Origin of the sequence: Pseudomonas sp. CBC3 (genome assembly GCF_037967085.1) — a bacterium.
Taxonomy (GTDB): domain Bacteria; phylum Pseudomonadota; class Gammaproteobacteria; order Pseudomonadales; family Pseudomonadaceae; genus Stutzerimonas.
In genome coordinates this window covers 317,146-343,586 of sequence record NZ_JBANEO010000001.1, presented here as the reverse complement: position 1 = coordinate 343,586, position 26,441 = coordinate 317,146, and the positions used below count along the sequence as shown (strand labels likewise).

Sequence of the window (26,441 nt, the reverse complement as noted above, 5' to 3'; positions counted from 1 at the left end):
GCGAGGGCAAGAGCCAGCGCTAGCTGGCTCCCGATCGGTCACTGAATAGGCAGTTCGACGGGTGATTGCTGCGGTTTCGAGGCCTGCTCGCGCATCTGTGCTTCGATGGCTTCGGCCTCGGCGCGTTTCTTCGCCTCGGCGGTCTGCTGCAGCTGGTCCAGCTGTGCGGGGGTGACGCCACGGATTCGCATGCTCAGCTGTTGCAGAAGTTCACGGCGCATTTCCTGACGCAGCTGGTTCGCTTCCTGGTCCGAGCTGATCAGGTTGTTGCTGTCATGGACGTAGACCTTCTGCACTTCGACGCTGTCCTGCAGCAGAACGGTGTTCTGCGGGCCGCGGAATTCATACGCTAGCACGCTGGTCAGCTCGTACTCGGCACTGCGCGCCGAGCTGGTATAACTGGCGGTGCGCTGCTGGTTCTGCTCGCGCACCAGATCAAGCGTGTAGGGCGCGCCAGGATGAACCCTGACGCCATTGTCCTTGAGCAGTTCTTCGAGTTGCTTGGCGGTCTCGCCATGACTGTTGCGCGCCTGCAGATTGATTTCCTCAAGGGCAAAGCTGGTTTCGCCAGTGCCACGCAGGTGGAAGCCGCAGGCGCTCAACAGCAAGGCCAGACCGGCTACCAGCAGATTGCGTTTGATCATCTTGTTATCCCCTTGCCAGCCCTGGCGTCCTGCGCCAAGGCGAATCAGTTAGCGACGATGTTGACCAGCTTGCCTGGCACCACGATGACCTTGCGAATCGTCAGGCCTTCGGTGAAGCGCACCACGTTCTCGTTGGCGCGTGCACTGGCTTCGACTTCTTCGCGCGAGGCGCTGGCCGGCACTTCAATCTGGCCGCGCAGCTTGCCGTTGACCTGTACCACAAGCGTCAGGTTGTCCTGCACCAGCGCGGACTCGTCGACCGTTGGCCATTGCGCGTCGATGACTGCGCCGGATTTGCCCAGCTGTTGCCAGAGTTCATGGCAAATGTGCGGTGTGATAGGTGCCAGCAGCAGGGCGACGGTTTCCAGCCCTTCCTGCATGAGTGCGCGATCTTGCTCGTTGCTGGCGGAGGCCTTCTCCAGCACATTCATCAGCGTCATCACCTGGGCGATGGCAGTGTTGAATTTGTGGTGCTGGCCGACGTCGGTACTGGCTTGCTTGATCGCCAGATGAATGGCGCGGCGCACGGCTTTCTGCTCGTCACTCAGCGCGGCCATATCCAGCGCACCCGGCAGGCCGGCGCTGACATGCGCATGGGCCAGACGCCAGACGCGGCGCAGGAAGCGGTTGGCGCCTTCGATGCCGGAATCGGACCATTCGCAGCTCATGTCGGGCGGCGAGGCGAACATCATGAACAGACGGCAGGTGTCGGCGCCGTAGGCATCGATCATCGACTGTGGGTCGACGCCGTTGTTCTTCGACTTGGACATCTTCTCGGTGCCGCCGATTTCCACCGGCAGACCATCGCTTTTGAGCTTGGCGCCGATGATCTTGGCTTTGGCGTCACGCTCGACAATAACGTCGGCGGGGTTGAACCAGTCTTTGCCGCCGTTGGGCAGCGTGCGGTAGTAGGTCTCCGCTACCACCATCCCCTGGGTCAGCAGGTTCTTGAACGGCTCGTTCGAGGTTACCAGGCCTTCGTCGCGCATCAGCTTGTGGAAGAAACGCGCGTAGAGCAGGTGCAGAATGGCGTGTTCGATGCCGCCGATGTATTGGTCGACCGGCAGCCAGTGGTTGGCGGCTTTCGGGTCGACCATGCCCTGGTCGTAGTTCGGGCTGGCGTAGCGGGCGAAGTACCAGGACGACTCGACGAAGGTGTCCATGGTGTCGGTTTCGCGCCGGGCCGGCTTGCCACAGCTGGGGCAGTTGCAGTCGTAGAATTCGGGCATCTTCGCCAGCGGGCTGCCGGCGCCATCAGGCACCACGTCTTCGGGCAGGACCACTGGCAGCTGGTCTTCCGGCACCGGCACATCGCCACAGCTTTCGCAATGAATGATCGGGATCGGGCAGCCCCAGTAGCGCTGACGGCTGATGCCCCAGTCACGCAGGCGGAACTGGGTGCGTGCCTGGCCGAGGCCTTTCTTCTGCAAGGCGACTTCCATGGCATCGAAGGCGCCGTCGAAATCCAGCCCGTCGAATTCGCCGGAGTTGATCAGCTCGCCGTGCTCGCCATAGGCGTCACTCCACGGTGCAGGCGTCTGGTCACCAATACTGGTGCGTACCACCGGCTTGATCGGTAAATCGTATTTGGTCGCAAAAGCGAAGTCGCGCTCGTCGTGGGCTGGCACGGCCATCACGGCGCCTTCGCCGTAGTTCATCAGCACGTAGTTGGCGACCCACACCGGCAGCATTTCGCCGGTCAGCGGGTGTTGCACGCGCAGGGCGGTGGGCAGGCCTTTCTTCTCTTGGGTGGCGATGTCGGCTTCGGCCACGCCGCCACGCTTGCATTCGTCGATGAAGGCTTGCAGTTCAGGATCTTTCTGCGCGGCGAGGGTCGCCAGCGGATGTTCGGCGGCCACGGCGACGTAGGTGGCGCCCATCAGAGTATCGGGGCGTGTGGTGAAGACTTTCATCACGCCTTCGTTGCCGATGCTCGCCACATCGTAGGGGAAACTGATTTCCATGCCGCGCGACTTGCCGATCCAGTTGCGCTGCATGGTCTTGACCTGTTCCGGCCAGCCATCCAGCTCGTCCAGGCTCTCCAGCAGCTCATCGGCGTAGGCGGTGATCTTGAAGTAGTACATCGGGATTTCGCGCTTCTCGATCAGTGCGCCCGAACGCCAGCCACGGCCATCGATGACCTGCTCGTTGGCCAGTACGGTCTGGTCCACCGGGTCCCAGTTCACCGTGCCGTTCTTGCGGTAGATCACGCCCTTCTTGTACAGGCGGGTAAACAGCCATTGCTCCCAGCGGTAGTAGTCCGGCTTGCAGGTAGTGACTTCGCGCGTCCAGTCCACGGCCAGCCCCAGCGACTTGAGCTGGGTCTTCATGTACTGGATGTTCTCGTAGGTCCACTTGGCCGGTGCCACCTGGTTTTTCATCGCGGCATTTTCAGCCGGCATGCCGAAGGCATCCCAGCCCATCGGCTGCAGTACGTTCTTGCCCTGCATGCGCTGGTAGCGGGCGATTACGTCGCCAATGGTGTAGTTGCGCACGTGGCCCATGTGCAGCTTGCCGCTGGGGTAAGGGAACATCGACAGGCAATAGAAGGTGTCCTTGCCTGGCTGTTCGCTAACTTCAAAGGATTTCTGCGAATCCCAGTGGGACTGCGCGGCGGCTTCGATTTCGCGGGGCTGATACTGTTCGTGCATGGCTACTGGCGTTGAATAGGGGCTGGCTGTTCGCGAAGCGGCGGCTGGCTGCGGCAACGCCAGGTCGAGACTGGCGAACGGCGGCGTAACGGGCTGGATGCGAAAGCATGGAAGCGCCGTAGCATACATGACCCCCAGCGACCGAGGGAAACCCATTTGCCGGGAGCCACGCGGGCCCCGTTTGTCGCTCACGGTGGTGTCGTTCGAGTCTGAGCTACGCTTGTACAGGGGGCGGGACGAACGGAGGTGAATCATGGGTGGAGAGCGCGAGGCGGATGAGGGCAATCTATATGGGCGTGTGCTGCAGCGGCTGACCCTGGCGCTGGAAGAGGCGGAACGAGCTGCGGGCGGTAATGCCGGTGCCGCGACCGAACTGGAGGTCGGCGGGTTGACGCCTGCCGAGTTCGATCTGATCCGCGCTTATCTGCAGCAGGACTCACAGTGGCTGTCGGGCTGGCATGCCGCGGCCGAGGAGCAGGCGCAGCTGGAGCGTCAGGCCGCGCGCCCGGCCCTGCGCAACGTGCTGCGCCACCATTCGGGCAAGCGAAGTAAACAGGCGCCCGTGTCGCTGCAACAGTCCATGAGCTGCGCACTATGCGGCGCTTGTGTGACCTGGCCCGACGGGGCGGGTCCGGTGGCCTGCCCAGCCTGCGGTTCGCAATTGCTAAGGGCCCGGCAGCGGTTGCATACCTACCCAAAGCATTGATGGCGTCCGCCTTACCGGGCGGACGCCTCGGCAGGTAAAGTTGCAGCAACCAGAGTGCTGGAGCTGCGTATGCCGATTCGTTATTTCTTCAAACACCTATTGCTGCCACCGGGCGGCCTGTTTCTGCTGTTGCTTGCCGCCTGGTGGCTTCGGCGGCGTGCGCCGCGGCTGGCTGCGTTCTGTTTCATGATCGGCTTCGGCGGGCTGTGGTTGATGAGCTTGCCGGTGACCGTCGAATGGGCAGCACGGGCATTGGAGCGCGAGCAGGCGCTGGAGTGGACCGATTGGGCCGATCTTGGACAGCAGGCGCAAGCCATTGTGGTGCTCGGCGCTGGCCGCGAGCAGGCTGATCCAGGTTGGGGCTCCGACCAGCCCAGCCATATCGCGCTCGAGCGACTGCGTTACGCCTCGCGGTTGGCCAAGGCCTCGGGACTGCCGATTCTGGCCAGCGGCGGCCTGCACTATGGGCAACCGCCGAGCGAAGCCTTGCTGGCCGCCGAAGCGCTGCAACGCGACTTCGCCACGCCGACACGCTGGCTGGAAGAGCGTAGCCGGACCACCTGGGAAAACGCGGTGTACAGCGCGCAGATGCTCAAGACCGCCGGAATCGAGCGCATCGTGCTGGTGACCTCGGCCTCGCATATGCCACGGGCGCGCTGGTGCTTCGAGCAGGTCGGTCTGCAGGTGATCACCGCACCGGTGGGCTTCCTTGGCGTGCCCAACGGGAGGCCGTTCGGTGGCTGGTTGCCGGAAACGAAAGCCGTCTGGCAGAACGGCATGCTGCTCAACGAAGCCGTCGGGATGTTGGTTTATCCGATTCTTTATGGAAAAGAGGATGATTAAAAAGCGCTGGAGGACTGGGCAAAGGGGCATCCGCCCTACGATTCTGACCAGCCTCAGCGCTGTTAGCGGCCTCTTCGCCTCAACGACGCGTAGCCCAATAGCAGTACGCAAACGATGATCAGCGGCCAGGAGCGCCATTGCAGGTATGGCGTCAGTCCCTGCATGGGCGTGACTTCGCCGTAGAGTACGGCTTCTTCGAATGCCGGAATCTGCTCGACGATACGGCCCTGCGGGTCGATCAGTACCGTGACGCCATTGTTGGTGGCGCGAATCATCCAACGTCCGGCTTCCAGCGCGCGCATCTGAGCCATCTGCAAATGCTGCAATGGACCGATGGAATGACCGAACCAGGCGTCGTTGCTGACGGTGAGCAGGATGTCGCTCTGTGCCGCGAGGCTGGCGGCGAACTCAGGGTAGACGACCTCATAGCAGATGAAAGGCGCGATCTGATAACCCTTCGCCTGCAGCAATGCCTGCACTGGCGAGCCACGGGCAAAATCGGACATCGGCAAATCGAAGAAGGCGATCAGGCCGCGCAACAGGTCCTGAAGGGGCACGTATTCGCCAAAGGGCACCAGTTTCTGTTTCAGATAGGTGCCTTGCGCATCGCCAGCGGTGGTCAGGCCGTTGTAGTAGCGTAGTTCGCCGTCGGTGTTGGGCTGGCGCACCGGCACCCCGGTGATCAGCGCCGACTGTCGTTGTTGGGCGAATCGATTCATCATCGTCAGGTAGCCATCGGCGTGCTCCTTAAGGATGGGTACCGCGGTTTCGGGCCAGACGATGAGGTCGGTAGGGCGGCTGTGGAAGGTCATGTCGCGGTAGAGCAGCAGCTGCATCTCGAGTTTCTTCGGATCCCATTTGATGCTCTGCGCGACGTTGCCCTGCATTGCAGCAACCGTGAGCGGCTCGCCCTTGGTCTGCGTCCAGGCGTGTTGTCCGATGCCCATCGCGCCGCCCCAGAGCGCCACCAGGATCGCCAGCGAGCCGATCAGCGCACTTTTACGGGCAAACAGTCGAGGCAGTTCGATCAGCAATGTCGCCGTCAGCACGATGGCGAAGCTGAGCAGCCAGACCCCACCAAGCGGGGCAAGCGCCGCCAAGGGGCCGTCGAGTTGGCTGTAGCCGGCATAGAGCCACGGAAATCCGGTCAGCGCCCAGCCACGCAACGCGTCCAGCGCCAGCCACAACGCGGCGAACGTCAGGACGCTGAGTAGCGGCGCGTGTTGTGGCCGTAGCCAGCGCGACCAGAGCCAGCCGAGCAGGGCGAAGAACAATGCCAGGCCGGCGACGAAGCCCAGCGTCAGCGCGCCCGCCAGCACAGGCGGCGCCGCACCGAAGTCATGAATACTGACGTAAACCCAGCTCACGCCTGAGGCGAATAGGCCGAAGCCGTAGCACCAGCCACGGCCAGCCGCCTGCTTTGGTGTCAGCTCGCGCAGGCCCAGGTAGATCAATCCGATCGACAGCAGAGCCAGCGGCCAGATATCGAAGGGAGCGAGCGACAAGGTTGTCAGGGCGCCGGCGGCTAGCGCCAGCAGGTTACCCGGCCAGCCGGAGCGGGTTATCCAGTGCATCGGAATCCTTTAAAGACGATAAATCTGAAAGACGACAGAAGTGCTGGAGGCGGGACGATAGAAGCAGCTTGAGGCCGAAAGCTTGAAGCTGGAAGGAAAAGCTTGACGGCACTGATACAACAATCCCGGGACTGATTCGCTTCCAGCTTCCAGCTTCCAGCTTCCAGCTTCCAGCTTCCAGCTTCAGCCGCTGATCCGGCTGACTCTCAGCATATGCACCCGGCGGCTGTCAGCGTTCAGTACCCGGAAGCGGAAACCGTCGATCTCGGTGACTTCGTTACGCTTGGGGAGATGACCGAAGGTGCTCATGACCAGTCCTGCAACGGTGTCGAATTCTTCGTCGGGAAATTCGCTTTCGAAGAACTCATTGAAACTGTCGATCGGCGTCAGCGCCTTGACCAAGAAGTCGCCGCTGGGCAATGGGCGGATGTAACTGTCTTCTTCGATGTCATGCTCATCTTCGATGTCACCGACGATCTGCTCCAGCACGTCTTCGATGGTCACCAGGCCGGCGACTCCGCCGTATTCGTCGATGACGATGGCCATATGGCTGTGGTTGGCGCGGAATTCGCGCAGCAGCACGTTGAGGCGCTTGGATTCCGGCACGAAGGTGGCGGGGCGCAGCAGGTCCTTGATATCGAAATTCTGGTGGTCGTCCTGCAGGATCAGAGGAAGCAGATCCTTGGCCAGCAGTACGCCGATCACTTCGTCGAGGCTGTCGCCGACGACCGGATAGCGCGAGTGCGCGGCGGAAATGATCGCCGGCAGGAACTCCTTAGGCGTCTGGTCGGCCCGGATGCTCATCACTTGCGAGCGCGGCACCATGATGTCACGCACCTGCAGATCAGCGACCTGAATGGCGCCCTCGACGATGGCCAGCGCTTCGTTGTCTAGCAGTTTGTTCTGATGGGCACCGCGCAGGACCTCCAGCAGCTCCTCGCGGTTTTTCGGCTCTTGGGCAAAAGCCTGGGTGATTTTCCCAAACCAGGACTTCTGCCCGTTGCTCGATTGGTCTTCGCTCATGTCTTTGACTCGATGGTCCTTGCAGTTGCCCGTACGGGCTATTCGGTGGCGTAGGGGTCGGCATGACCCAGTTCCGCCAGTAGGTGGCGCTCGATGCTTTCCATTTCTTCGGCTTCGTCGTCGTCGATGTGATCGTAGCCGAGCAGGTGCAGGCAGCCGTGAATGACGAGATGCGCCCAGTGCGCCTGCGGCGTCTTGCCCTGTTCGGCCGCTTCGCGCTCGACTACCGGTACGCAAATCACCAGATCGCCCAAAAGCGGGATATCCAATAGCGGAACGCCGCCCGGCCCGTCCGGCACATCAGCGGGAAAGGAAAGCACGTTGGTGGCGTAGTCTTTCTGCCGCCAGGTGCGATTCAGCTCCTGGCCCTCGGGTTCGTCGACCAGGCGAATGGTCAGCTCCGAATCCCCGCTGCGCTGGCGCAGCGCCAGCTCACACCAGCGGCGCAGGTCCGCTTCATCAGGCATCGCGCGGTTGCTGGCGCATTGCACGTCGAGTTCAATCACTGTCGCGGTCCTGGGCGTTGCGCTTGCCCGGCTGGGGCTGCTTGTCCTCGAAGGCCTCGTACGCCTCGACGATGCGCTGCACCAGTGGGTGACGCACCACATCCTTGGGTTTGAAGTGAGTGAAGCTGATGCCGTTGACGTCCTTGAGCACCTCGATCACGTGGGCCAGGCCGCTCTTGGTGCCGCGGGGCAGGTCGACCTGAGTAATATCGCCGGTGATCACGGCGGTCGAGCCGAAGCCGATACGCGTCAGGAACATCTTCATCTGTTCCAGCGTAGTGTTCTGGCTCTCATCGAGAATGATGAAGCTGTTGTTCAACGTCCGGCCGCGCATGTACGCCAGCGGTGCAATCTCGATCACCTGTTTTTCGATCAATCGCGCCACATGTTCGAAGCCGAGCATTTCGTAGAGCGCGTCGTACAGCGGACGCAGATAGGGGTCGATCTTCTGTGCCAGGTCACCCGGCAGGAAGCCCAGCTTTTCACCGGCCTCGACCGCCGGACGCACCAGAAGAATGCGGCGAATCTGCTCGCGTTCGAGGGCATCGACGGCACAGGCGACGGCCAGATATGTCTTGCCGGTACCGGCCGGGCCGATGCCGAAGTTGATGTCGTTGTCGAGGATGGATTGCACGTAGCGCTGCTGGTTGGCACCGCGCGGGCGAATGTTGCCCTTGCGCGTGCGCAGCGAGATGTTCGGCGTGGTGGAAGGATTGGCAAACTCCTCCATGCCCGATTCCTGCAGGAACAGATGAACCATGTCTGGCGAGAGCTCGGTGCTCTTGGTCTCGCGATATAGGCGGCGCAGGAGGTTTTCGGCGGATTTCGCCACATCGGCTGGTCCAATCAGTTCGAACTGATTGCCACGGTTGCGGATCTCCAGCTCGAGGCGTTGCTCGATCAGACGCAGATGCTCGTCGAACTGACCGCATAAATTGGCGAAGCGGTTGGCTTCAAAGGGCTCGAGGGTAAAACGATGAGGCTCTGTAGGGGCGTTCAAGGGCTTTTGATTGACCTGCTTTGATAAGGGGTTGGGTGAGAATAGCGCCGCGCAGCGAAAAAAGCAGCGGCCGAAAGCAGCTGTAAAAAGTCGAAAGATGATTAAAAACGCTGGAAGCTGGAGGGCTGGACGAAAAAGTCGCGGTGACGCAGGGCGGTGAAATCCGCCGAACGGAGCTGGCTTCGCGCATGCCTGGCGGGTTTATCGGCCCTCCGGTTTTTCCCGTAGGGCCGAAACGCAATAGCGCCGACTCGGTCCGGATTCAGCCGATCAAACTACCGCGCAACGAATGCGGCAGGGCATCGTCGATGTAAACCTCGACGAACTGACCGATCAGGCGGGGATTGTCGCAGCGGAAGTTGACGATGCGGTTGTGCTCGGTGCGGCCCTGGAGCATGCCGGGGTCTTTCTTGGAATAGTCCGTGACCAGGATGCGCTGGGTGGTACCAGCCATCCGTCGGCTGTTTTCGAAGCCCTGCTGGTTGATCCGCTGTTGCAGGATCGCCAGGCGCTGCTTCTTCACGTCTTCCGGGGTCTCGTCGACCAGATCCGCCGCCGGTGTACCGGGGCGCGAGCTGTAGACGAAGGAGTAGGAGAAATCGAAGCCGACATCCTCGATCAGCTTCATGGTCTGCTCGAAATCCTTATCGGTTTCGCCCGGGAAGCCAACGATAAAGTCAGAGCTGATCAGGATGTCCGGAACGGCGGCCTTGAGCTTGCGGATGCGCGATTTGTATTCGAGCGCGGTGTGGTTGCGTTTCATGCCGGCGAGCACGCGGTCCGAGCCGGACTGCACGGGCAGGTGCAGGTACTTGACCAGCTCCGGCACCTCCGCATGGGCCTGGATCAGGGCATCGGAAAACTCCAGCGGATGGCTGGTGGTGTAGCGAATACGGTCGATGCCGTCGATAGCCGCCACTACACGTATCAGCTCGGCCAGATCGGCTGTTTGCCCGTCATGGGTTGCGCCACGGTATCCGTTGACGTTCTGGCCGAGCAGCGTCACTTCGCGGACGCCGTTCTCGGCCAGGTGAATCACCTCGGCGATCACGTCGTCGAAGGGGCGGCTGACCTCTTCGCCACGGGTGTAGGGCACCACGCAGAAGGTGCAATATTTACTGCAGCCTTCCATGACCGAGACGAAGGCGGTCGGGCCGTCAACGCGCGGCTCGGGCAGGCGGTCGAATTTCTCGATTTCGGGGAAGGAAATATCGACCTGCGGCTGTTTCGTCGTGCGCGCCGCGTCGATCATCTCCGGCAGGCGATGCAGGGTTTGCGGGCCGAAAACGACATCCACGTAGGGCGCACGGTCGCGAATCGCCGCGCCTTCCTGGCTCGCCACGCAGCCGCCGACGCCGATGACCAGCTGCGGGTTCTCCAGTTTCAACTCTCGCCAACGACCCAGCTGAGAAAACACCTTCTCCTGCGCCTTTTCGCGAATCGAGCAGGTGTTGAGCAGAATCACGTCGGCATCCGCCGGATTCGCAGTGATTTCGAGGGGTTGCTGCTCACCCAGCAGGTCTACCATGCGCGAGCTGTCGTACTCGTTCATTTGGCAGCCGTGGGTTTCGATATAGAGCTTGCGGGTCATGTTACGGGCCGGCGTTGTGCAAAAAATGACCGGCGATTATAGGCGCAGGACGGGGACGAGAAAAGCGCAAGGAAGAACAAGGAGAGCTTCAAGCCACAGGCTTCAGGTAAAAGCGGAAAAGCTTGACCGTGTTTAGGCGCTGGCCCGAATACTGATTCGCTTGCAGCTTGCTATTCGCCCGCCGTTTGCAAATCCATCAAATAGTCGCGAAAGATCTGTCCCAAGACTTGGGTGGCGATTTCCAATTCGTCGCGGCGCATCTGGGCGGAGACGCGATCAGCGGTGTCTAGCGCGTCTTCCGCGCCGTTGACCGCCGACATCTTCAGCACCACATAGGCCTGTACGTTGTTGGCCGGCACACCTTCGCCGCGAAAGAACATTACCCCGAGCCGGTGCTGAGCCAAGGCGTGCCCCTGCAGCGATGCCTGCTCGAACCAGTGCAGTGCCTTAGCCAGGTCGCGCGGCGCGCGGCGGCCATCGTAGTGGTACTCGCCGAGCTCGTATGCCGCTTGCAGATCGCCTTCGCCAGCGGCCCGCTCGCACGCGCGCAGGGCTTCGTGCATTTCTTCCGGCACGGTATTGAGGGCGCAGCGTGAGGTTGCGGGAATCAGCAGCGAATTGCCGCCCGCCATGGCCAGCATGGGCGAGAGAAGCAGCAGGCAGCCAAGGGCGAGGCTGCGACCGGTGCGAGTCATGGATCAAAGCGCCTCGGAGATCAGGGCGGTGATTGAAGGTCCGGCTCAAAACGAGCCGACGGTCACATTATGGATAAGCCGTTGCCGGCTTACAAAGGCTTTGATCGCGCCTGCCGAGCTTTTTACGCGGGCGCGCTGCCCACCTCGCGAGGATTGCCGGTGAGATTGAGCAGCAGCCAGGCTGTGACCGGGCAGGCCAGCGCAAGCCAGAGTTGCTGATAAGCACCGAGCGGGTTGGGTCCGATCGACAGCCCGGTCCAGGGCAGCGCGATCAGTATCAGGGCACCGCCGACCACGCCAGCGCTGGCCTGCAGGCGCGCGGGCCATTGCAACAGGCCTGCGTAAAGCACCAGCAGCGCGCTGATCAGACCCAGTGCGAGCTCATAAGGCGCGCTCCAACCGAGCTGCCTGGCGAGTTCGAAAAAGGCGCACAGCCCCAATACGATTCGGCCCCAGTTCGGGCGGCTCCAACGCCATCTGCGGCTCAGGGTCAACGCCGCCATGCCGACCAGCGGTAGCCCGAGCAGTATCGTCGCCTGCAATAACCAGCGTTCTGCCTCGAGGGTGTCGTGGCCAAGCGCCAATCTCGCCACGGCACAGGCACCCGTTCCGGCGGCCATGCTGAAGGCGAGCAGGGCGCAGAACAGCGCTGGCTGCTCCGGCTCGTCATAACCGCGGCGGGCTTTACCGATCCAGACTGCGCTGGCCAGTGCGGCCAGCGTCAATAGGGTGGCTTGCAACAGCTCGGGCATCGGGCTCACTTCAATCGGGCGAAGGCGCGCTCGGCGGCATCGAGGGTTATCTGCAACTCCTTATCGCCATGGGCGATGGAGGTGAAGCCAGCTTCGAACGCGCTGGGCGCCAGGTACACGCCGCCATCGAGCATGGCGTGGAAGAATTGCTTGAAGCGCTCGGCGTCGCTCGCCATCACATCTTCGAAGGTGACGATGCCGTCCGCGTCGCTAAAGTACAGACCGAACATGCCGCCCACCTGAGTGGTGACGAATGGGATGCCGGCGGCCACCGCGCGCTCTTTCAAGCCTTTCAGCATGCGTGTGGTGTAGTCGGTGAGCTCGGCATGAAAGCCCGGGCGTTTGATCAAATTCAGCGTGGTCAGGCCGGCAGCCATAGCCAGCGGATTACCTGAGAGCGTGCCGGCCTGGTAGACCGGGCCCAGTGGTGCGATACGTTCCATGATGGCGCGCTTGCCGCCAAAGCAGCCGACCGGCATACCGCCGCCGATGATCTTGCCGAAGGTGGTCAGATCCGGGGTGACGCCATAGTGAGCCTGCGCGCCGCCGAGGGCGACGCGAAAGCCAGTCATCACTTCGTCGAAGATCAGCACCACGCCGTGCTTGTCGCACTGCTCGCGCAGCCCTTGCAGGTAACCGGACGCCGGCGGTACGCAGTTCATGTTGCCGGCAACCGGCTCGACGATGATGCAGGCGACCTCGCTGCCGACCTCTGCGAGCATTTGCTCGACCGCGGTCAGGTCATTGAACGGCAGCGTCAGGGTGTGCTTGGCGAATGCCGCCGGCACGCCTGCGGAGCTGGGTACGCCCTGGGTCAGCGCGCCCGAACCGGCCTTGACCAGCAGGCTATCGGAATGACCGTGGTAGCAGCCCTCGAATTTGATGATGCTGTCGCGGCCGGTATAGCCGCGAGCCAGACGGATGGCGCTCATCGTCGCCTCGGTGCCGGAACTGACCATGCGCACCATCTCCATCGACGGCACCAGGCTGCAAACCAGTTCGGCCATCTCGGTTTCCATGGCCGTCGGTGCGCCATACGACAGGCCGTGCGCCAGCTGACGGCGTACCGCGTCGAGGACTTCCGGATGGCTGTGGCCGAGAATCATCGGACCCCAGGAACCGACGTAATCGACATAGCGCTTGTCATCCTCGTCCGTGACGTATGCACCTTCGGCGTGCTTGAGAAACAGCGGCGTGCCGCCGACGCTGCGGAAGGCGCGCACCGGAGAGTTGACACCGCCTGGGATGTGATTCTGGGCGCTGGCGAAGAGGGTTTCGGAACGGGACATGCGTGGCCTCTCGGAAATAGAGAAAAATACAGAGTGGACTGGCGCGGCGGCCGCTGCCAATGACACCGATCAGTTACCGGCGAACAGCTCGCTGAATGCCCGCGCGCGGCGCTCGACCTCACTGGCCGAATCCGTTGCAAACAGCGCGTGCACCACGGCAACCAGGCTGGCGCCGCGAGCGATCAGGTCAGGTGCGTTCTCCAGTGTCACGCCGCCGATCACGGTGATCGGTTGGCTGAAGCGCTGGCGTGCCTGTTCGAGCATTTCCGGGGTGGCGGCCGGGGCGCCGGGTTTAGTGTTGGAGTCGAAGAATCTGCCGAAGGCGACATAGCTCGCACCTTCGTCGATTGCCTGTTCGGCTAGTTCCAGCCGCGCATGGCAGGTTGCGCCGATGATCGCCTGGCGGCCCAACAGGGCGCGGGCAGCGGACAGCGAGCCGTCTCCCTGGCCCAGATGCAGGCCGACGTCGAGGCGCGCGGCCAGTTCGGCATCGTCGTTGATGATCAGTTGCGCGCCATGGCGATGGCAGAGGTCGCGCAATGCTTCGGCTTCGCGTAGGCGCCGGGCCGCGTCATCGGATTTGTCGCGGTATTGCAGCAGGCGCGCACCGCCCCTCAACGCCGCTTCGGCGTACGGTAATAGGCGCCCATCGGCCAGCAGCTTGCTGTCGGTGATGGCGTAGAGGCCGCGCAACTTGGTGCCTTTCATGGCAATCCTCCAATCAGGCCAGATCCAACGGCAGGCGACGGGGAATGTATTGCCCGCGCCCCGGCGCTTCGGCATCGCGCAAGGTGCGCCATGTGTAATCCAGGGCGGACTTCACGGCGCTGACGATGTTTTCGCCAAGAGCCAGACGGCCCGCGAGCGCGCTGGCCAGGGTGCAGCCGGAGCCGTGATAGCTGCCCGGCAGGCGCTGACAGCTGAAGTCGTGACGTTCGCCGTCGCGTGAATACAGGCGGTTATGCACTTCGGTCTCATCGCCATGTCCGCCGGTGATCAGCAGATAGCGAATGTAGGGCAGCAATTTCTCCGCGCATTCATCGGCGCTGCCTTCGGGCAGTCCGGCGAGAATTCGCGCTTCCGGCAGGTTCGGGGTCGCGATGGTCGATACGGGGAAAAGGCGCTCGCGCATGGCATAGCCAACTTCGTCCTTGCCCAGCGCGCCGCCGCCGCCGGCACGCAGCACCGGGTCGCAAACCAATGGCACTCCGGGCAGTTTCTGCATGATTTCAATGACGGTCTCGACCATCTCCACCGAGCCGAGCATGCCCAGTTTGACCGCGGCAACAGGCAGGTCGGCGATGACGGCGTGGGCCTGAGCCAACACCCAGTCGCGATCCAATACACGGAAATCAGACACGTCGACGGTGTCCTGCACGGTCAGCGCAGTGACGGCCGGGGCTGCGTGGCAACCCTGAGCGATCAGCGCCTCGATGTCCGCCTGCAACCCGGCGCCCCCGCTCGGGTCGTGGCCGGAAAGGCAGAGAACGACAGGACGGGAGCAAGGGCCGGACATCGATGGGTTCCCCGAATACAGAGTGTGATGGCGCTAGGCAGCCAGATTTAAGGCGTGCGAGCTTATCACCAATCGACCCGTGCGGCTTGCCTGGGCGACCGTGGCGCGTGCAGTGTGACGCCAGCAGAACGCGGCGTGCCGGTCTGCTGGATCATGCTAAAGTGCCATCCATTTCGAGTGGCGCATGTTTTAGGGGAGCCGGGTTCTCCTGGCGCGGCTCGGCGGGGCGTTCGCAGTTATGCGCCAGATATTGTTATTCCTATTCAGTCTGCTGCCGGCATTGGCCGGCGCTGTCGACTTCGACGATAAAACCCGGCGTCTTCCGCTGGGTCAGGTCATGGCCTTGCTGGAAGATCCTGAGCGGGACGCCAGCATCGAGGAGGTGCTCGCACGCGACGCGGCCGGGCACTTCGTCCGTCATGACAAGGACGTGCTCAACGCCGGTTATTCGCGTTCAGCGTTCTGGCTGCGCATCGACCTGCATTACCGAACCGATCGACCCCATGGGCCTGGACGATGGTGGCTGGAGCTGGCCTATCCGCCGCTGGATCATCTGGATCTGTATCTACCCGACGGCCAGGGCGGCTACCGTCTGGCGCAAGCGAGTGGCGACGCGCTGCCTTTCGGCGAGCGGCAAATCCAGCACCGCAATCATTTATTCGAGCTGGAACTGCCGCCCAATCAGCCGCAGCGAATCTACCTGCGACTGGAAAGCCAGGGTTCGATCCAGGTTCCGTTGACCCTGTGGGCGCCAGCGGCTTATCTGGAGGCGCAATCGGCACACATCTATATGCTGGCAATCATCTACGGCGCGCTGCTGGTAATGCTGGTCTACAACCTGTTTATCTTCCTCAGCGTGCGTGATCGCAGTTATCTCTACTACATCTTCTATATCGCCTCGTTCGGCCTGTACCAGGTCTCGGTCAATGGGCTGGGCGTCCAGTTTCTGTGGCCGGATTCGCCGTGGTGGGCCAATGTCTCGACACCGTTCCTGATCGGCGCGGCGGGCGTCTTCGGTTGCCAATTCGCCCGTAGTTTCCTGCACACGGGCAAGCACAGCCCCTGGATCGACACCGCGTTATTGATGTTGGTGGGGCTAGGCGCGCTGACCATGGTGCTGTCGCTGACCGCCAGTTATGCGCTGGCGCTGCGGTTGGCGACGTCCATGGCGCTCTGGTTCATCCTGGTCATCTTCGTCGCCGGTAGTGTCGCCTGGTACCGTGGCATGCGGGTCGCGCGCTATTTCATGATTGCCTGGACGACCTTTCTGATCGGTGGGCAGATCAATACGCTGATGGTGCTGGGCTATCTACCGCACAACTTCTTCACCATGTATGCCGGGCAGATCGGCTCGGCGATCGAAGTGGCTCTGCTGTCGCTGGCATTGGCCGACCGCATCAATGCGATGAAGGAAGAGCGCGCCAAGGTGCTGCAGGAGACAGGTCGCAAACTTGAGGAAATGAACCGGGAACTGGCCGAAAGCAACCGACTCAAGGATCAGTTTCTGGCCAACGTAACCCATGAGTTGCGTACGCCGATGCACGGCGTTCTTGGCAGCCTCGACCTGATGCGAACGCTGGAGCTGAGCGGCGAACTAGAACAGTACCAGCGCATCGCAACCGGCTCGGCGCGCGACATGATGCGATTGGTTAACGACATTCTTGCGCTGACCGAACTGCAGGCCGGCAAGTTGCAGCTGCGCAACGAGTCGTTTGGGGTGCGTGCCATGATCGACGAGCTTGACGTGATCTACGGCGCCCGAGCGACGAAGCGTGGATTGACCTTCTCGATCGAAACCAGCAGCGAGCTGCCTCGTATCCTGGTGGGTGATGCCGGCAAGCTGAAACAGAGCCTTGGCTATCTGCTCGACAACGCCATCAAGTTCACCCTGACGGGCAGCGTGACGCTGGCGCTGGCCGGGCATGACGACGGGGAATCCGGGTTCGTTCTTGCAGTAGATGTGATCGATACCGGCGTGGGTTTCGAAGCGCCGGCCGATGGCTCGCTTTATCAATATTTCCGCCAGCTCGATGGCAGCATGACTCGGCCCTATGGCGGCTTGGGCATCGGCCTTTCGCTATGCCGACAGCTGATCGAGCTGCAGGGCGGCAGTATTTCCTGCCAATCCACGCCTGGCCGCGGCACTCACTTCCAGGTGCGCGTGCCGCTGCAGGTTGCCTGAACGCTTCCGCCCATCATCCGGTGGCCATGCCGTGCGTGTTCGCGCGCGTGGTTTGGCTGAAACCCCGCTTTTTCCCGGCAAACATGCGTGCTTCACTTCTTCTCGCGGGCCGACAAGATGCCGACTCGCATCGACCCGGCGAACTGTGAAGGTAGCTGAGAACGCATCTTCAATCAGGTCGTCGCCACTTCGCCTGCCGAGGAGATCCGCCATGAGCCTGCACCAGTACGCTGAAACCCACGAGGTGCTGAACCAGGTGCCGCCGCTCGATGGCGCCAACCTGTATCGGCTTGACCTGCCGTTGCAGCAATGGGTGCATCGCTACCATGGCGGCTGGGCCGAGTCACGGTTGGATGCCTACGGCGCGCTGGCCGGCGGGCCGCTGATGGCCGCAGGCTTTCTGGCCAATGAGAACAAGCCGGTTTTCAAGAGCCATGACCGCTATGGTCATCGCATCGATGTGGTGGAGTTTCATCCCGCCTATCACGAGCTGATGCGCACGGCTATCGCCCATGGCATCACGTTGCTGCCCTGGACCGACCCGCAGCCCGGCGCCCAGGTGGCCCGCGCGGCGCTGATGTACCTGCACAACCAGACCGAAGCCGGCAGCAGTTGCCCACTGACCATGACTTACGCCAGCGTGCCCGCGCTGCGCCTGCAGGGAGAGGTGGGCAACCTCTGGTTGCCGAAAATCCTCAGCCTGGAATACGACCCGCGCAACCTGCCGATGGAGCAGAAGGCCGGAGTCACCATCGGCATGGCGATGACCGAAAAGCAGGGCGGCACCGATGTGCGCGCCAACACCACCCGCGCCCATCCGGTCGGCGCTGGCGGCCCGGGACAGGCCTACGAGCTGGTCGGGCATAAATGGTTCTGCTCGGCGCCGATGTGCGACGCCTTTCTGACCCTGGCGCAGACCGACCAGGGCCTGTCCTGTTTTCTGCTGCCGCGCCATCGCCCCGACGGCAGCCGCAACCAGTTCTATATCCAGCGACTGAAGAACAAGCTCGGCAACTGGGCTAACGCGTCCAGTGAAGTTGAATACCGCGGCGCCCTGGCCTGGATGATCGGCGAGGAAGGGCGCGGTGTGCCGACCATCATCGAGATGGTGTCCTCGACCCGCTTCGATTGCATGATCGGCTCCAGTTCCTTGATGCGCCAAGCTCTGACCCAGGCCATGCACCATTGCACCCATCGCAGCGTCGGCGGGCGGGCACTGATCGAACAACCGCTGATGCGCAACGTGCTGGCTGACCTGGCGCTGGAAAGCGAAGCCGCGCTGGCGCTGACCATGCGCATGGGTCGTGCTCAGGACAATCGCCAGGATGAACAGGAAGACAAGTTCGCGCGTCTGGTCACTGCCATCGGCAAGTACTGGATCTGCAAGCGCGCGCCGGAAATGATCGCCGAAGCCAGCGAATGCCTGGGCGGCGCCGGTTACGTCGAGGAAACCATCCTGCCGCGGCTGTACCGCGAGGCGCCGGTCAATTCCATCTGGGAGGGCTCCGGCAACGTGCAATGCCTGGACGTGTTGCGCGCCCTGTCGAAAGAGCCGGGCGTGCTCGAAGTGCTGTTCGCCGAACTCGGCGACGGCCACGGCGATGCGCGTCTTCAGGCGCATATCGCCAGGCTGCAAACAGCCTTCCGCGACACCGATGACATCCAATATCGCGCCCGACAGCTCACCGAAGACGTAGCCGTCGCGCTGCAGGCCAAGCTGCTGCTGGAGGCCGGCAACGCGGCGGTGTCGGATGCGTTCATCGCCAGTCGACTGGAAGGACGCGGGCGGGTATTCGGCACTTTGCCGAGAGGGCTGGATATCACGGCGTTGTTGGCGAGGAGTGCGCCGTTTATTGATTGACTGAGCCGCAGCGATGCGGCGCCATGGAGAGCGGGTGTGAGGGACGGCAGTGCTAACTGCATGCTCGCCGATAAACAGTCGGCCGTTGCCGCTACCGCTGTCATCGAACAGCAGGCAAGATGTTTTCAACGACTGAACAAGGAAACCCACCATGAATCCAGCAGGCGAAGCCTTTCGCGTTGCCACCAGCGCCGAAGCGGCGGTGGATTATCTTGCCGAGCTGCACGAGCACGCCACCGCTTCATTGCACCAGGCGCTGAAGCGTTACGTGGCCAGCCGCAGCGAGCCGAGTGCGGCCGAGCGTGCGTCGTTTCGCTATCCCGAACTGCGCTTGACCTACGAGTGCCACGGTGAGGTGCCGGCATCCACTCGCGCCTATGCCAAGGTGCAGGCGCCAGGCGTCTACAGCGTTACCGTGACTCACCCGGCGGCGTTTCGCAGTTACTTGCTCGATCAGCTGCAGCCGTTGATGCATGACTTTGGCGTGAAGGTGGAAGTCGGGATCAGCGACCGCAACATCCCCTATCCCTATGTGATCGAGCAGGGCGACGAGCTGGCCGGCTCCGGCGTGACTGCAGCTGAACTGGCGCGGGTATTTCCCAGCACCGATCTGTCCGCCGCCACCGATGACATCGCCGACGGGCTCTATGACTGGGAGCACGCCGACCCTTATCCGCTGGCGCTGTTCGACGGTGCGCGGATGGATTTCTCGCTGCGCCGGCTGGTGCATTACACCGGCAGCGACTGGCGGCATGTGCAGCCCTGGATACTGCTGACCAACTATCACCGTTACGTCGACCAGTTCATCCGTCATGGCCTAGACATGTTGCGCGACGACACCCGTTTCGTGCGCATGGTGCTACCGGGCAACATCATCATCGAGCGCGGCATGGAAGAGGGCGAGGCTCAGGCGATCATCGGCGGCGTGCTCTGGCATCGCTACCAGATGCCGGCCTACCACCTGATCGCCGAGGATGGCGACGGCGTCACCCTGGTCAACATCGGCGTTGGTCCTTCGAACGCCAAGAACATCACCGATCACCTGGCCGTGCTGCGCCCCCATTGCTGGCTGATGATCGGCCACTGCGGCGGCTTGCGGCAGTCGCAGTCGATCGGTGACTACGTGCTGGCCCACGCCTATATGCGTCGCGATGGCATCCTCGACCGGGTGCTGCCGCCGCACATTCCGCTGCCGGCACTGGCCGAGGTGCAGCAAGCGCTGCAGGAGGCCGCCGCGCAGGTCACCGGCGACAAGGGTGAGGCGCTGAAGCGGCGTTTGCGCACCGGCACCGTGCTGACTTACGACGACCGCAATTGGGAGCTGCGCTGGGCGCAGGAGCGGCCGTTGATCAACCTGTCGCGAGCCGTGGCGGTGGATATGGAAAGCGGCACCATCGCCGCTCAGGGCTATCGCCTGCGTGTGCCTTATGGGACGTTGCTATGCGTGTCGGACAAGCCGTTGCACAGTGAGATCAAACTGCCGGGTTCGGCCAATGCCTTCTACGAGCGCGCCGTCACCCAGCATCTGAAGATCGGCATCGCCGCGCTCGACTTGCTGCGTAATCAGCTCAACTCGCTGCACTCGCGCAAGCTGCGCAGCTTCGACGAGCCGCCGTTCCGGTAGGGGCAGCGGCAAGCGCAGCCACAAAAAAGCCCGAGGTCAGCTCGGGCTTTGCATTTCTCTACTTCTGCATTCGTTAATGCAGCGCGCGCACCATGTATACGGCGGGGATCTGGTAGCTGGCCAGGTTGCTGGCCTGCGGCTGATCCAGTTCGTCATGCGCGGCGTAGCCGAGGCGGGCCCAGAACGCTTCTGAATCCTGTACCGAAACCAGTGCCGAATAACGCAGCTGCTGGGTTCGGGCCTGTTCCAGATTCTTCTGCACCAGCGCCGGGCCGATGCCACGACCGCTGGCGCGACGGGATACGGCGAGGTCGTGCAGATAGAGGCAATCTGCTTCGGCGTGGGACTGGAATTCGCCGTCCAGCGGCGTCACCTTGCCAACCCGCGAATGATAGGCGAAGAGGTAGGCGCAGACGCCGAGGGTATCTTCAGCGACCCAGGCCAGTTGCGGGCACGCGGCAAGGCGGGCGCGGATCACCGCTTCGTCTTCAAGGACTTCGGCGGCATAGGATTCTTCCTGAATCGACATCACGGCAGGAATATCGCGCACCTGCATCGCTCTCAACTTGAACATCTTGGTTACTCGAACGGGCTCGGGCCGGCTGTGCGACCTGCAACGGGCCGGCGATCATACGCGATCGGCAGAGCAGGGGTGAGCCAGGCGACGAAGGACGTGGCGGCACGATGTCGCACATGACACAGCCGTGTCGCTGTCGTCTCGAAGGGCATCAGCGCAAGCGGCAGGCGGTCGGCCGACGCGAACTCGCGACTGACGGCATCGCGTTTTGCGGGCATAATTCATCGTTAGTTAGCTAGCTATCCCTCTGGTCTTCTCTTTGAACAATTCACCCCAGCCGTTGCTCGGCGTCCTGCTCATTCTCGTCTCGTGCCTGGTCCTTGCCACGCACGACGGGCTGTCCAAGCACTTGACGCTGCTTTATCCGGTGTTCCTGGTCATCTGGGCGCGCTACATGGCGCAGACGGTGCTGATGGCCGCGCTGTTCGCGCCGCGCATGGGGCGCCGCGTGTTCCATACGCTGCGGCCCGGATTGCAGTTATGCCGTGGCTTGAGTCTGGTGAGCGTGAGCATGTTGTTCATCAGCGGCCTGAGTTTCATCCCGCTGGCCGAGGCCACTGCGGTGATCTTTCTGACGCCGTTGCTGGTGACCATCGCCTCTGCGTTGCTGGGGGAACGCGTCAGCCGTAGCCAATGGCTGGCGGTGGGTTGCGGGCTGATCGGGGTGATGATCATCGTGCGGCCAGGCGGGGCGCTGTTCACTCCGGCGATCCTGCTGCCGTTCGGCGCGGCGGTCAGTTTCACGCTCTACCAGCTGGTTACGCGTCGGCTCAGCGCCACCGACCATCCGGTGACCAGCAATTTCCTCACCAGTGTGGTCGGTAGTCTGGTGATGAGCGTGCTGGTGATTTTCAACTGGCAGACACCAACCCTGCACGACGCTTTGCTGATGGCCGCGCTCGGCGCCATGGCAATGAGCGGCCACCTATTGCTGACCAACGCGTTCCGTTTCGCCAGCGCGGCGACCCTGGCCCCCTTTACCTATGCGCAGATCATCTTCGCCGGTGTCGTGGGCTTCTTCGCCTTCGGCCACGTACCGGATCTCGGCGCGATCCTGGGCATGACTATCATCATTGCCAGCGGCCTATGCATGGCCTGGGTGCAGGGGCGCGCACCGCGCCCCCGCCTCTGATTACCGCAGCGGATGTGCCGTCGGGCCTTCCACGTAGCTTCCAACATCGACCAACAAGGGCGACTCGACCCTTGCGTGCTTTATTCAGGAAAAATCATGCAAAGAATTTCTCATCACACCCTGCGCAACGAATTCCGCCAATTGCTGGCCTCTAACCGCTGTTACCACACCGCTTCGGTGTTCGACCCGATGTCGGCGCGTATCGCTGCCGACCTCGAATTCGAAGTCGGCATCCTCGGCGGTTCGGTCGCCTCGTTGCAGGTGCTGGCGGCGCCGGACTTCGCGCTGATCACCCTGAGTGAATTCGTCGAACAGGCCACGCGCATCGGTCGCGTGTCGCGCCTGCCGATCATCGCTGACGCCGATCACGGCTACGGCAATGCGCTCAACGTGATGCGCACGGTGGTCGAGCTGGAGCGCGCCGGAATCGCCGCGCTGACCATCGAAGACACCCTGCTGCCGGCCAAATTCGGCCGCAAATCCACGGACCTGATCGGCATGTTCGAGGCGGTCGGTAAGATCCAGGCGGCGCTCGAAGCGCGTATCGACCCCGCGCTTGCCATCATCGCCCGCACCAACGCCGGCGTGATTGGCCTGGAAGAGGTGATCGCCCGGGTGCAAGCCTACGAGGCGGCGGGTGCCGATGGCATCTGCCTGGTCGGTATCGAGGATTTCGAGCAGCTTGAGCAGGTTGCGGAAAAACTAAGCGTGCCGTTGATGCTGGTGACGTACGGCAACCCGCGCCTGCGTGACAACGAGCGGCTGGCTGCGCTTGGCGTGCGCATCGTGGTCAACGGTCACGCCGCCTACTTCGCGGCGATCAAGGCGACCTACGACTGCCTGCGCGAACAACGTCAGATCGACGCATCGGATCTCAACGCATCGCAGCTCTCGGTCAAATACTCGACCGCCGACGAATACATGGCTTGGGCTGAAGACTTCATGCAGGTTAAGGAATAACCGCTGCGCCGCTCTTTCATCGCTCGGGGAATTCAATGAGCCCACGCCTGCTGACCTTCATGGTGGCTTTCGCCGCGTTCCTCGGGCCGTTCACTCAGACCGTCTACGCACCGATTCTGCCGGAGCTGGGAGCGGCGCTGGCGACTACGCCGCTGATGATCAACCTCAGCATCTCGATCTTCACCTTCGTGCTGGCGTTCATGCAGATCGTCTACGGCCCGCTGGTCGACCGTCGAGGTCGCAAGCGCACGCTGCTGGTGGGGCTGGCGATCTATGTCGGCGCTTCGCTGGGCTGCTTCCTGGCGCCGAATATCGAGATGCTGCTGGTGTTTCGCGCGCTGCAGGCGGTGGGTATCGCCGCCGGTGCGGTGGTGGCGGTCACGGTCATTGGCGATCGTTTCGAAGGGGCGGAGCGTGGCCGGGCGATGGGCTCGTTTCAGATGATGGTGGCGCTGGGGCCGGTGGTCGGCCCGGTGGTGGGCGGCTTCGTCGGCGAACACCTGGACTTCCATTTCGTGTTTCTGCTGCTGGCGGTGGTCGGCGCCGCCGCACTGCTGACCAATGCCATCTGGCTTCAGGAAACGCGCCCCGTCGGGGCCACGCCCAAGGCTTTCCATCCCGCCGACTATCTGGATGTGCTGCGCAACCATCAGGGGCTGGCGATCATGCTGCTGAGCTTCGTGCAGTACTACGCCTTCTATAACTACCTGGTGTTCATGCCGCGTGTGCTGGACACCAGCTACGGCCTTAGCGCCAGCGAAAAGGGCTTGGTCTTCCTGCCGCTGTCGATTGCCGTGGTGATCGGCAGCTTTGCTGGCGGACGGTTACTGGGACACTGGCGGGCCCGCCCGACGTTGCTGGTGACGGCCGGGTTGAATGTCCTCAGTGTGCTGCTGTTTCTTGCCGTTGCGCAGTGGTCGCTGGCGGCGCTTGTCGTGGCGGTGAGCGCGTTCGGATTGTTTCTCGGTCTGTCGCTGCCAGTGCAGACCAGTTTGCTGATGGATCTCTACCCAAACAATCGCGCCACCGCCGTTGGCAGCTACAACTTCTTTCGTTTCATGGGTATGGCCACCGGACCGGTGCTGGGATCCTGGCTGTTTCAGCATGGGCATCTGGGGCTGCTGTACGGCTTCGCGGCCGCGGTATTCCTAGTGGCGGTGCTGCACGCGCAAAGACGCTTTCGCTAGCGCAGACCTCAGGGCTCGCTCAGAACAGCTGGCGCTCGGCCTTGAACATAAGAAAGCCCTCGCAGTGAGCGTTCAGCCCCGAGTACACGCCGCATTGGTCGCCGCTCAGGCTGGAGTCGGTATAGGACAGGTTCAGATCCATGCCGAGCAGCGGGCGGGACAGGTTCAGTGACCAGTCGTTGAAGACGCGCACGCTGCCGCCGGGGTGATACATGGGGCTGTCCATCGAGTGGCTGGCGTACTTCAGGCGAACCCCAACATCGAATGGCTGAACCGATCCCAGCTCCAGGAACAGCGTCCCGTCGGTGCGCCCCGGCGCGCTGCGTAGCGCGCCTCCCAGGCGGCTGCCGACCAGGTTGATGCCGGCGTAGTACTCGTGACGATCGTGGTTCTCCAGCTCTGGAAAGCTGTAGCGGATCACGCCCAGCTCGAAGCCGAGCGTGTCGTCAAGGCGCGGCTGGGCATAGCCGACGTAGCTATTGAGCTCCAGCTGACTGCCGTCAAGAATGCCCATGCTCGGCGCCCATTGCCCCATGTACAGGCCGCCGGCGTGGGTCAGGTCCAGCCCTCCGCGAAAGGTGCCGGCGGCGGTCGGGTTGACCAGGCCTTGCGCCATGCTCCGGGTCGGTGCAGTGCCGAGCTTGAGGTCGAACGCCCCGACCTCGTGTTCGACGACGTCCGGTTGGCTGGCGCATCCGCCCAGAGCAAGCGCCAGGGCCGTCAGGATATTTTTGTTCATACACCGTTTCGCTGGTGGATAGTTGTGCCAGCCGTACGTGCGCAAGGGCGTAATGCAGAGCGGGTGCGGTTCGGCTTGGCCATCGATCGGCTGGAAAGGGTAGTGCATGCCTTCGCGACTCAAGCCCCGCTCGTCGTTTTGACGCCAAGCAAACGACAGGCGGTGCCGAAGGATGATTCCAGCACATCGCGGGCTGAACCGCTCACGCCGCAGCAGCTCAAATGTCGGAGAGTGATTGCTCGAACAGGCAGGAGGTTGCGATGGCCACCGGTTGGGCGAACGAAGGCGCCGTGCAGGACCAGATCGACAGCACGATCGAGGACGCCGTTCAGCGCGCACGCAGCAAATTGGGGCGGGGCGAAAGCCTGACGCACTGTGAAGAGTGCGACGCCAAGATTCCCGAGGCGCGGCGGCAGGCGGTCCCGGGCGTACGGTTGTGCGTGAAGTGCCAGTCCGAACAGGACAAGCGAGAAGCCGCATACAGTGGTTATAACCGCCGCGGCAGCAAGGATAGCCAGCTGCGGTGAGTGGTGAGAAGTCTGGAAATGGCGGACCTGACGGCTGCCGTCGGTTTCGGTGGAAAGGCCTTCAGCGTTTCCACCTATGCGATCGGATGCTTTATGCATGCAGGCGGGCATCGAACTCGAAGATGAGCGTAACTACGGGTTGGCTGTGCGGCGCAGGGTCAGCTGCATGACCGTCAGGTCCAGCCAGCGACCAAACTTGCAGCCGACCTGTCGCATCTGCCCGACGTGGATGAAACCCAGTTGCTGATGCATATGGATCGAGGCACGGTTCTCGCTCTCGATGGCCGCGACCATTACGTGTTTGTCCAACTGCCGGGCGCGCTGGATCAACGCCTGCATCAGGCTGCGTCCGATGCCGCTACCACGCTGGCCGGGACCCACGTAGACCGAATTCTCCACCGTGTGGCGGAAACCATCATGCGGGCGCCAAGGGCCGAAGGATGCGTAACCTGCGACCCGTTGCTCGTCGTCGACGGCAACCAATACCGGATAGCGCTGCTCATGGCGTTCGGCCAGCCAGGCGCGACGATTGGCGAGGTCGACAGTCCGGTCGTTCCAGATCGCTGTGCTGTTCTGCACCGCATCGTTGTAGATCTGCAGGATGCCGTCGAGGTCGGCGTCCAGGGCGTCACGTATCTGCACGTTGAAGTCCTTCAAAGCGGTTCGGGGCGATGCGGCGTCGGCCGCAACAGTCATTGACCCGTTCTCGCGGGATTGGTTGATGCCGGCAGGCGCTCGGGTGCCATCTCGGCCTTTTCGACCGAGCCAAAACGCCTATCGTTTTTTGATCGAGCACGGTTCGATCGTCCTGCCGCTCGTCGTTTCCAGCCGTTGAGCGCTCAATGTGCGGGTCGGGCTGCCG

General features: G+C 62.6%; 23 protein-coding genes and 1 pseudogene. 9 read left to right on the top strand and 15 right to left on the bottom strand.

What is annotated here, in order from left to right; genetic code table 11:
- Nucleotides 1-38: 38 nt before the first annotated feature.
- Nucleotides 39-644, bottom strand: a complete 606-nt coding sequence (locus V6943_RS01625) for an LPS-assembly lipoprotein LptE (protein WP_340552412.1) — start codon at nucleotides 642-644, stop codon at nucleotides 39-41.
- Nucleotides 645-688: 44 nt separating this feature from the next.
- Nucleotides 689-3,295, bottom strand: coding sequence for a leucine--tRNA ligase (gene leuS, locus V6943_RS01620; RefSeq protein ID WP_131649700.1), 2,607 nt, complete (start codon nucleotides 3,293-3,295; stop codon nucleotides 689-691).
- A gap of 253 nt (nucleotides 3,296-3,548) precedes the next feature.
- Here leuS and V6943_RS01615 point away from each other — a divergent pair, with 253 nt between their 5' ends.
- Nucleotides 3,549-4,001 (top strand): hypothetical protein, encoded by a 453-nt coding sequence (locus V6943_RS01615; protein WP_177493033.1) that lies wholly within the window; start codon nucleotides 3,549-3,551, stop codon nucleotides 3,999-4,001.
- 69 nt (nucleotides 4,002-4,070) lie between these two features.
- On the top strand, nucleotides 4,071-4,844 hold the full coding sequence (locus V6943_RS01610; RefSeq protein ID WP_340552411.1) for a YdcF family protein: 774 nt from the start codon (nucleotides 4,071-4,073) through the stop codon (nucleotides 4,842-4,844).
- 62 nt (nucleotides 4,845-4,906) lie between these two features.
- Here the strand turns inward: V6943_RS01610 and lnt are convergent, their stop codons facing one another.
- The 10 genes from lnt to V6943_RS01560 all read right to left on the bottom strand — a co-directional run bounded on the left by lnt (nucleotide 4,907) and on the right by V6943_RS01560 (nucleotide 14,790).
- Entirely contained in the window at nucleotides 4,907-6,418 is a 1,512-nt protein-coding gene (gene lnt, locus V6943_RS01605) for an apolipoprotein N-acyltransferase (protein WP_340552410.1), read from the bottom strand.
- 183 nt (nucleotides 6,419-6,601) lie between these two features.
- Nucleotides 6,602-7,441 (bottom strand): HlyC/CorC family transporter, encoded by an 840-nt coding sequence (locus V6943_RS01600; RefSeq protein ID WP_131649703.1) that lies wholly within the window; start codon nucleotides 7,439-7,441, stop codon nucleotides 6,602-6,604.
- Nucleotides 7,442-7,479: 38 nt separating this feature from the next.
- Nucleotides 7,480-7,908: an rRNA maturation RNase YbeY gene (gene ybeY, locus V6943_RS01595; protein ID WP_218568018.1), complete on the bottom strand. Its 429-nt coding sequence runs from the start codon at nucleotides 7,906-7,908 to the stop codon at nucleotides 7,480-7,482.
- Nucleotides 7,909-7,939: 31 nt separating this feature from the next.
- A complete protein-coding gene (locus V6943_RS01590; RefSeq protein ID WP_131649705.1) occupies nucleotides 7,940-8,947 on the bottom strand; it encodes a PhoH family protein in 1,008 nt (335 codons plus the stop codon).
- A gap of 262 nt (nucleotides 8,948-9,209) precedes the next feature.
- Complete coding sequence (gene miaB / locus V6943_RS01585; protein WP_131649706.1) at nucleotides 9,210-10,538, bottom strand: tRNA (N6-isopentenyl adenosine(37)-C2)-methylthiotransferase MiaB; 1,329 nt, start codon at nucleotides 10,536-10,538, stop codon at nucleotides 9,210-9,212.
- Nucleotides 10,539-10,708: 170 nt separating this feature from the next.
- A complete protein-coding gene (locus V6943_RS01580) occupies nucleotides 10,709-11,233 on the bottom strand; it encodes a tetratricopeptide repeat protein (protein ID WP_131649707.1) in 525 nt (174 codons plus the stop codon).
- Nucleotides 11,234-11,355: 122 nt separating this feature from the next.
- Nucleotides 11,356-11,985 (bottom strand): hypothetical protein, encoded by a 630-nt coding sequence (locus V6943_RS01575; protein ID WP_340552409.1) that lies wholly within the window; start codon nucleotides 11,983-11,985, stop codon nucleotides 11,356-11,358.
- Between the two features lie 5 nt (nucleotides 11,986-11,990).
- Nucleotides 11,991-13,274 carry a glutamate-1-semialdehyde 2,1-aminomutase gene (hemL, locus tag V6943_RS01570; protein ID WP_340552408.1) on the bottom strand — a complete coding sequence of 428 codons (1,284 nt, stop codon included), beginning with the start codon at nucleotides 13,272-13,274 and terminating at the stop codon, nucleotides 11,991-11,993.
- Between the two features lie 69 nt (nucleotides 13,275-13,343).
- Nucleotides 13,344-13,982: a thiamine phosphate synthase gene (gene thiE / locus V6943_RS01565; RefSeq protein ID WP_340552407.1), complete on the bottom strand. Its 639-nt coding sequence runs from the start codon at nucleotides 13,980-13,982 to the stop codon at nucleotides 13,344-13,346.
- Between the two features lie 13 nt (nucleotides 13,983-13,995).
- The gene (locus V6943_RS01560; RefSeq protein ID WP_181099813.1) at nucleotides 13,996-14,790 is read right to left on the bottom strand and encodes a bifunctional hydroxymethylpyrimidine kinase/phosphomethylpyrimidine kinase; all 795 of its coding nucleotides are present in this window, start codon (nucleotides 14,788-14,790) and stop codon (nucleotides 13,996-13,998) included.
- A gap of 238 nt (nucleotides 14,791-15,028) precedes the next feature.
- On the opposite strand from V6943_RS01560, the pseudogene V6943_RS01555 reads away from it, so the two are divergent.
- From V6943_RS01555 to amn, 3 genes and pseudogenes are all read left to right on the top strand, one after another.
- Nucleotides 15,029-16,960: pseudogene (locus V6943_RS01555) on the top strand (sensor histidine kinase); the annotation flags it as partial.
- 223 nt (nucleotides 16,961-17,183) lie between these two features.
- A complete protein-coding gene (locus tag V6943_RS01550; RefSeq protein WP_340552406.1) occupies nucleotides 17,184-18,833 on the top strand; it encodes an acyl-CoA dehydrogenase family protein in 1,650 nt (549 codons plus the stop codon).
- Between the two features lie 151 nt (nucleotides 18,834-18,984).
- The gene (amn, locus tag V6943_RS01545) at nucleotides 18,985-20,457 is read left to right on the top strand and encodes an AMP nucleosidase (protein WP_340552405.1); all 1,473 of its coding nucleotides are present in this window, start codon (nucleotides 18,985-18,987) and stop codon (nucleotides 20,455-20,457) included.
- Between the two features lie 73 nt (nucleotides 20,458-20,530).
- Here amn and V6943_RS01540 read toward each other — a convergent pair whose 3' ends face one another.
- Entirely contained in the window at nucleotides 20,531-21,013 is a 483-nt protein-coding gene (locus V6943_RS01540; protein WP_131650037.1) for a GNAT family N-acetyltransferase, read from the bottom strand.
- Between the two features lie 280 nt (nucleotides 21,014-21,293).
- On the opposite strand from V6943_RS01540, the gene V6943_RS01535 reads away from it, so the two are divergent.
- The 3 genes from V6943_RS01535 to V6943_RS01525 all read left to right on the top strand — a co-directional run bounded on the left by V6943_RS01535 (nucleotide 21,294) and on the right by V6943_RS01525 (nucleotide 24,313).
- Entirely contained in the window at nucleotides 21,294-22,166 is an 873-nt protein-coding gene (locus tag V6943_RS01535; RefSeq protein WP_340552404.1) for a DMT family transporter, read from the top strand.
- A gap of 96 nt (nucleotides 22,167-22,262) precedes the next feature.
- A complete protein-coding gene (locus V6943_RS01530; protein ID WP_131649717.1) occupies nucleotides 22,263-23,126 on the top strand; it encodes an isocitrate lyase/PEP mutase family protein in 864 nt (287 codons plus the stop codon).
- 35 nt (nucleotides 23,127-23,161) lie between these two features.
- On the top strand, nucleotides 23,162-24,313 hold the full coding sequence (locus V6943_RS01525) for an MFS transporter (RefSeq protein ID WP_340552403.1): 1,152 nt from the start codon (nucleotides 23,162-23,164) through the stop codon (nucleotides 24,311-24,313).
- Between the two features lie 19 nt (nucleotides 24,314-24,332).
- Here the strand turns inward: V6943_RS01525 and V6943_RS01520 are convergent, their stop codons facing one another.
- Nucleotides 24,333-25,052, bottom strand: coding sequence for a TorF family putative porin (locus V6943_RS01520; protein WP_131649719.1), 720 nt, complete (start codon nucleotides 25,050-25,052; stop codon nucleotides 24,333-24,335).
- A gap of 260 nt (nucleotides 25,053-25,312) precedes the next feature.
- On the opposite strand from V6943_RS01520, the gene V6943_RS01515 reads away from it, so the two are divergent.
- The gene (locus tag V6943_RS01515; protein WP_131649720.1) at nucleotides 25,313-25,579 is read left to right on the top strand and encodes a DksA/TraR family C4-type zinc finger protein; all 267 of its coding nucleotides are present in this window, start codon (nucleotides 25,313-25,315) and stop codon (nucleotides 25,577-25,579) included.
- 132 nt (nucleotides 25,580-25,711) lie between these two features.
- Here V6943_RS01515 and V6943_RS01510 read toward each other — a convergent pair whose 3' ends face one another.
- The gene (locus V6943_RS01510; RefSeq protein WP_165914216.1) at nucleotides 25,712-26,275 is read right to left on the bottom strand and encodes a GNAT family N-acetyltransferase; all 564 of its coding nucleotides are present in this window, start codon (nucleotides 26,273-26,275) and stop codon (nucleotides 25,712-25,714) included.
- Between the last annotated feature and the right edge of the window lie 166 nt (nucleotides 26,276-26,441).

Excerpts from the sequence above, each read along its gene's own strand:
- V6943_RS01550 (WP_340552406.1), top strand. The coding sequence starts at position 17,184 with ATGAGCCTGCACCAGTACGCTGAAACCCACGAGGTGCTGAACCAGGTG.
- V6943_RS01625 (WP_340552412.1), bottom strand. The coding sequence starts at position 644 with ATGATCAAACGCAATCTGCTGGTAGCCGGTCTGGCCTTGCTGTTGAGC.
- leuS (WP_131649700.1), bottom strand. The coding sequence starts at position 3,295 with ATGCACGAACAGTATCAGCCCCGCGAAATCGAAGCCGCCGCGCAGTCC.
- thiE (WP_340552407.1), bottom strand. The coding sequence starts at position 13,982 with ATGAAAGGCACCAAGTTGCGCGGCCTCTACGCCATCACCGACAGCAAG.
- amn (WP_340552405.1), top strand. The coding sequence starts at position 18,985 with ATGAATCCAGCAGGCGAAGCCTTTCGCGTTGCCACCAGCGCCGAAGCG.
- ybeY (WP_218568018.1), bottom strand. The coding sequence starts at position 7,908 with ATGCCTGATGAAGCGGACCTGCGCCGCTGGTGTGAGCTGGCGCTGCGC.
- V6943_RS01615 (WP_177493033.1), top strand. The coding sequence starts at position 3,549 with ATGGGTGGAGAGCGCGAGGCGGATGAGGGCAATCTATATGGGCGTGTG.
- lnt (WP_340552410.1), bottom strand. The coding sequence starts at position 6,418 with ATGCACTGGATAACCCGCTCCGGCTGGCCGGGTAACCTGCTGGCGCTA.
- V6943_RS01560 (WP_181099813.1), bottom strand. The coding sequence starts at position 14,790 with ATGTCCGGCCCTTGCTCCCGTCCTGTCGTTCTCTGCCTTTCCGGCCAC.
- V6943_RS01520 (WP_131649719.1), bottom strand. The coding sequence starts at position 25,052 with ATGAACAAAAATATCCTGACGGCCCTGGCGCTTGCTCTGGGCGGATGC.
- V6943_RS01530 (WP_131649717.1), top strand. The coding sequence starts at position 22,263 with ATGCAAAGAATTTCTCATCACACCCTGCGCAACGAATTCCGCCAATTG.
- V6943_RS01610 (WP_340552411.1), top strand. The coding sequence starts at position 4,071 with ATGCCGATTCGTTATTTCTTCAAACACCTATTGCTGCCACCGGGCGGC.
- miaB (WP_131649706.1), bottom strand. The coding sequence starts at position 10,538 with ATGACCCGCAAGCTCTATATCGAAACCCACGGCTGCCAAATGAACGAG.
- V6943_RS01580 (WP_131649707.1), bottom strand. The coding sequence starts at position 11,233 with ATGACTCGCACCGGTCGCAGCCTCGCCCTTGGCTGCCTGCTGCTTCTC.
- hemL (WP_340552408.1), bottom strand. The coding sequence starts at position 13,274 with ATGTCCCGTTCCGAAACCCTCTTCGCCAGCGCCCAGAATCACATCCCA.
- V6943_RS01575 (WP_340552409.1), bottom strand. The coding sequence starts at position 11,985 with ATGCCCGAGCTGTTGCAAGCCACCCTATTGACGCTGGCCGCACTGGCC.
- V6943_RS01600 (WP_131649703.1), bottom strand. The coding sequence starts at position 7,441 with ATGAGCGAAGACCAATCGAGCAACGGGCAGAAGTCCTGGTTTGGGAAA.
- V6943_RS01525 (WP_340552403.1), top strand. The coding sequence starts at position 23,162 with ATGAGCCCACGCCTGCTGACCTTCATGGTGGCTTTCGCCGCGTTCCTC.
- V6943_RS01540 (WP_131650037.1), bottom strand. The coding sequence starts at position 21,013 with ATGCAGGTGCGCGATATTCCTGCCGTGATGTCGATTCAGGAAGAATCC.
- V6943_RS01510 (WP_165914216.1), bottom strand. The coding sequence starts at position 26,275 with ATGACTGTTGCGGCCGACGCCGCATCGCCCCGAACCGCTTTGAAGGAC.
- V6943_RS01515 (WP_131649720.1), top strand. The coding sequence starts at position 25,313 with ATGGCCACCGGTTGGGCGAACGAAGGCGCCGTGCAGGACCAGATCGAC.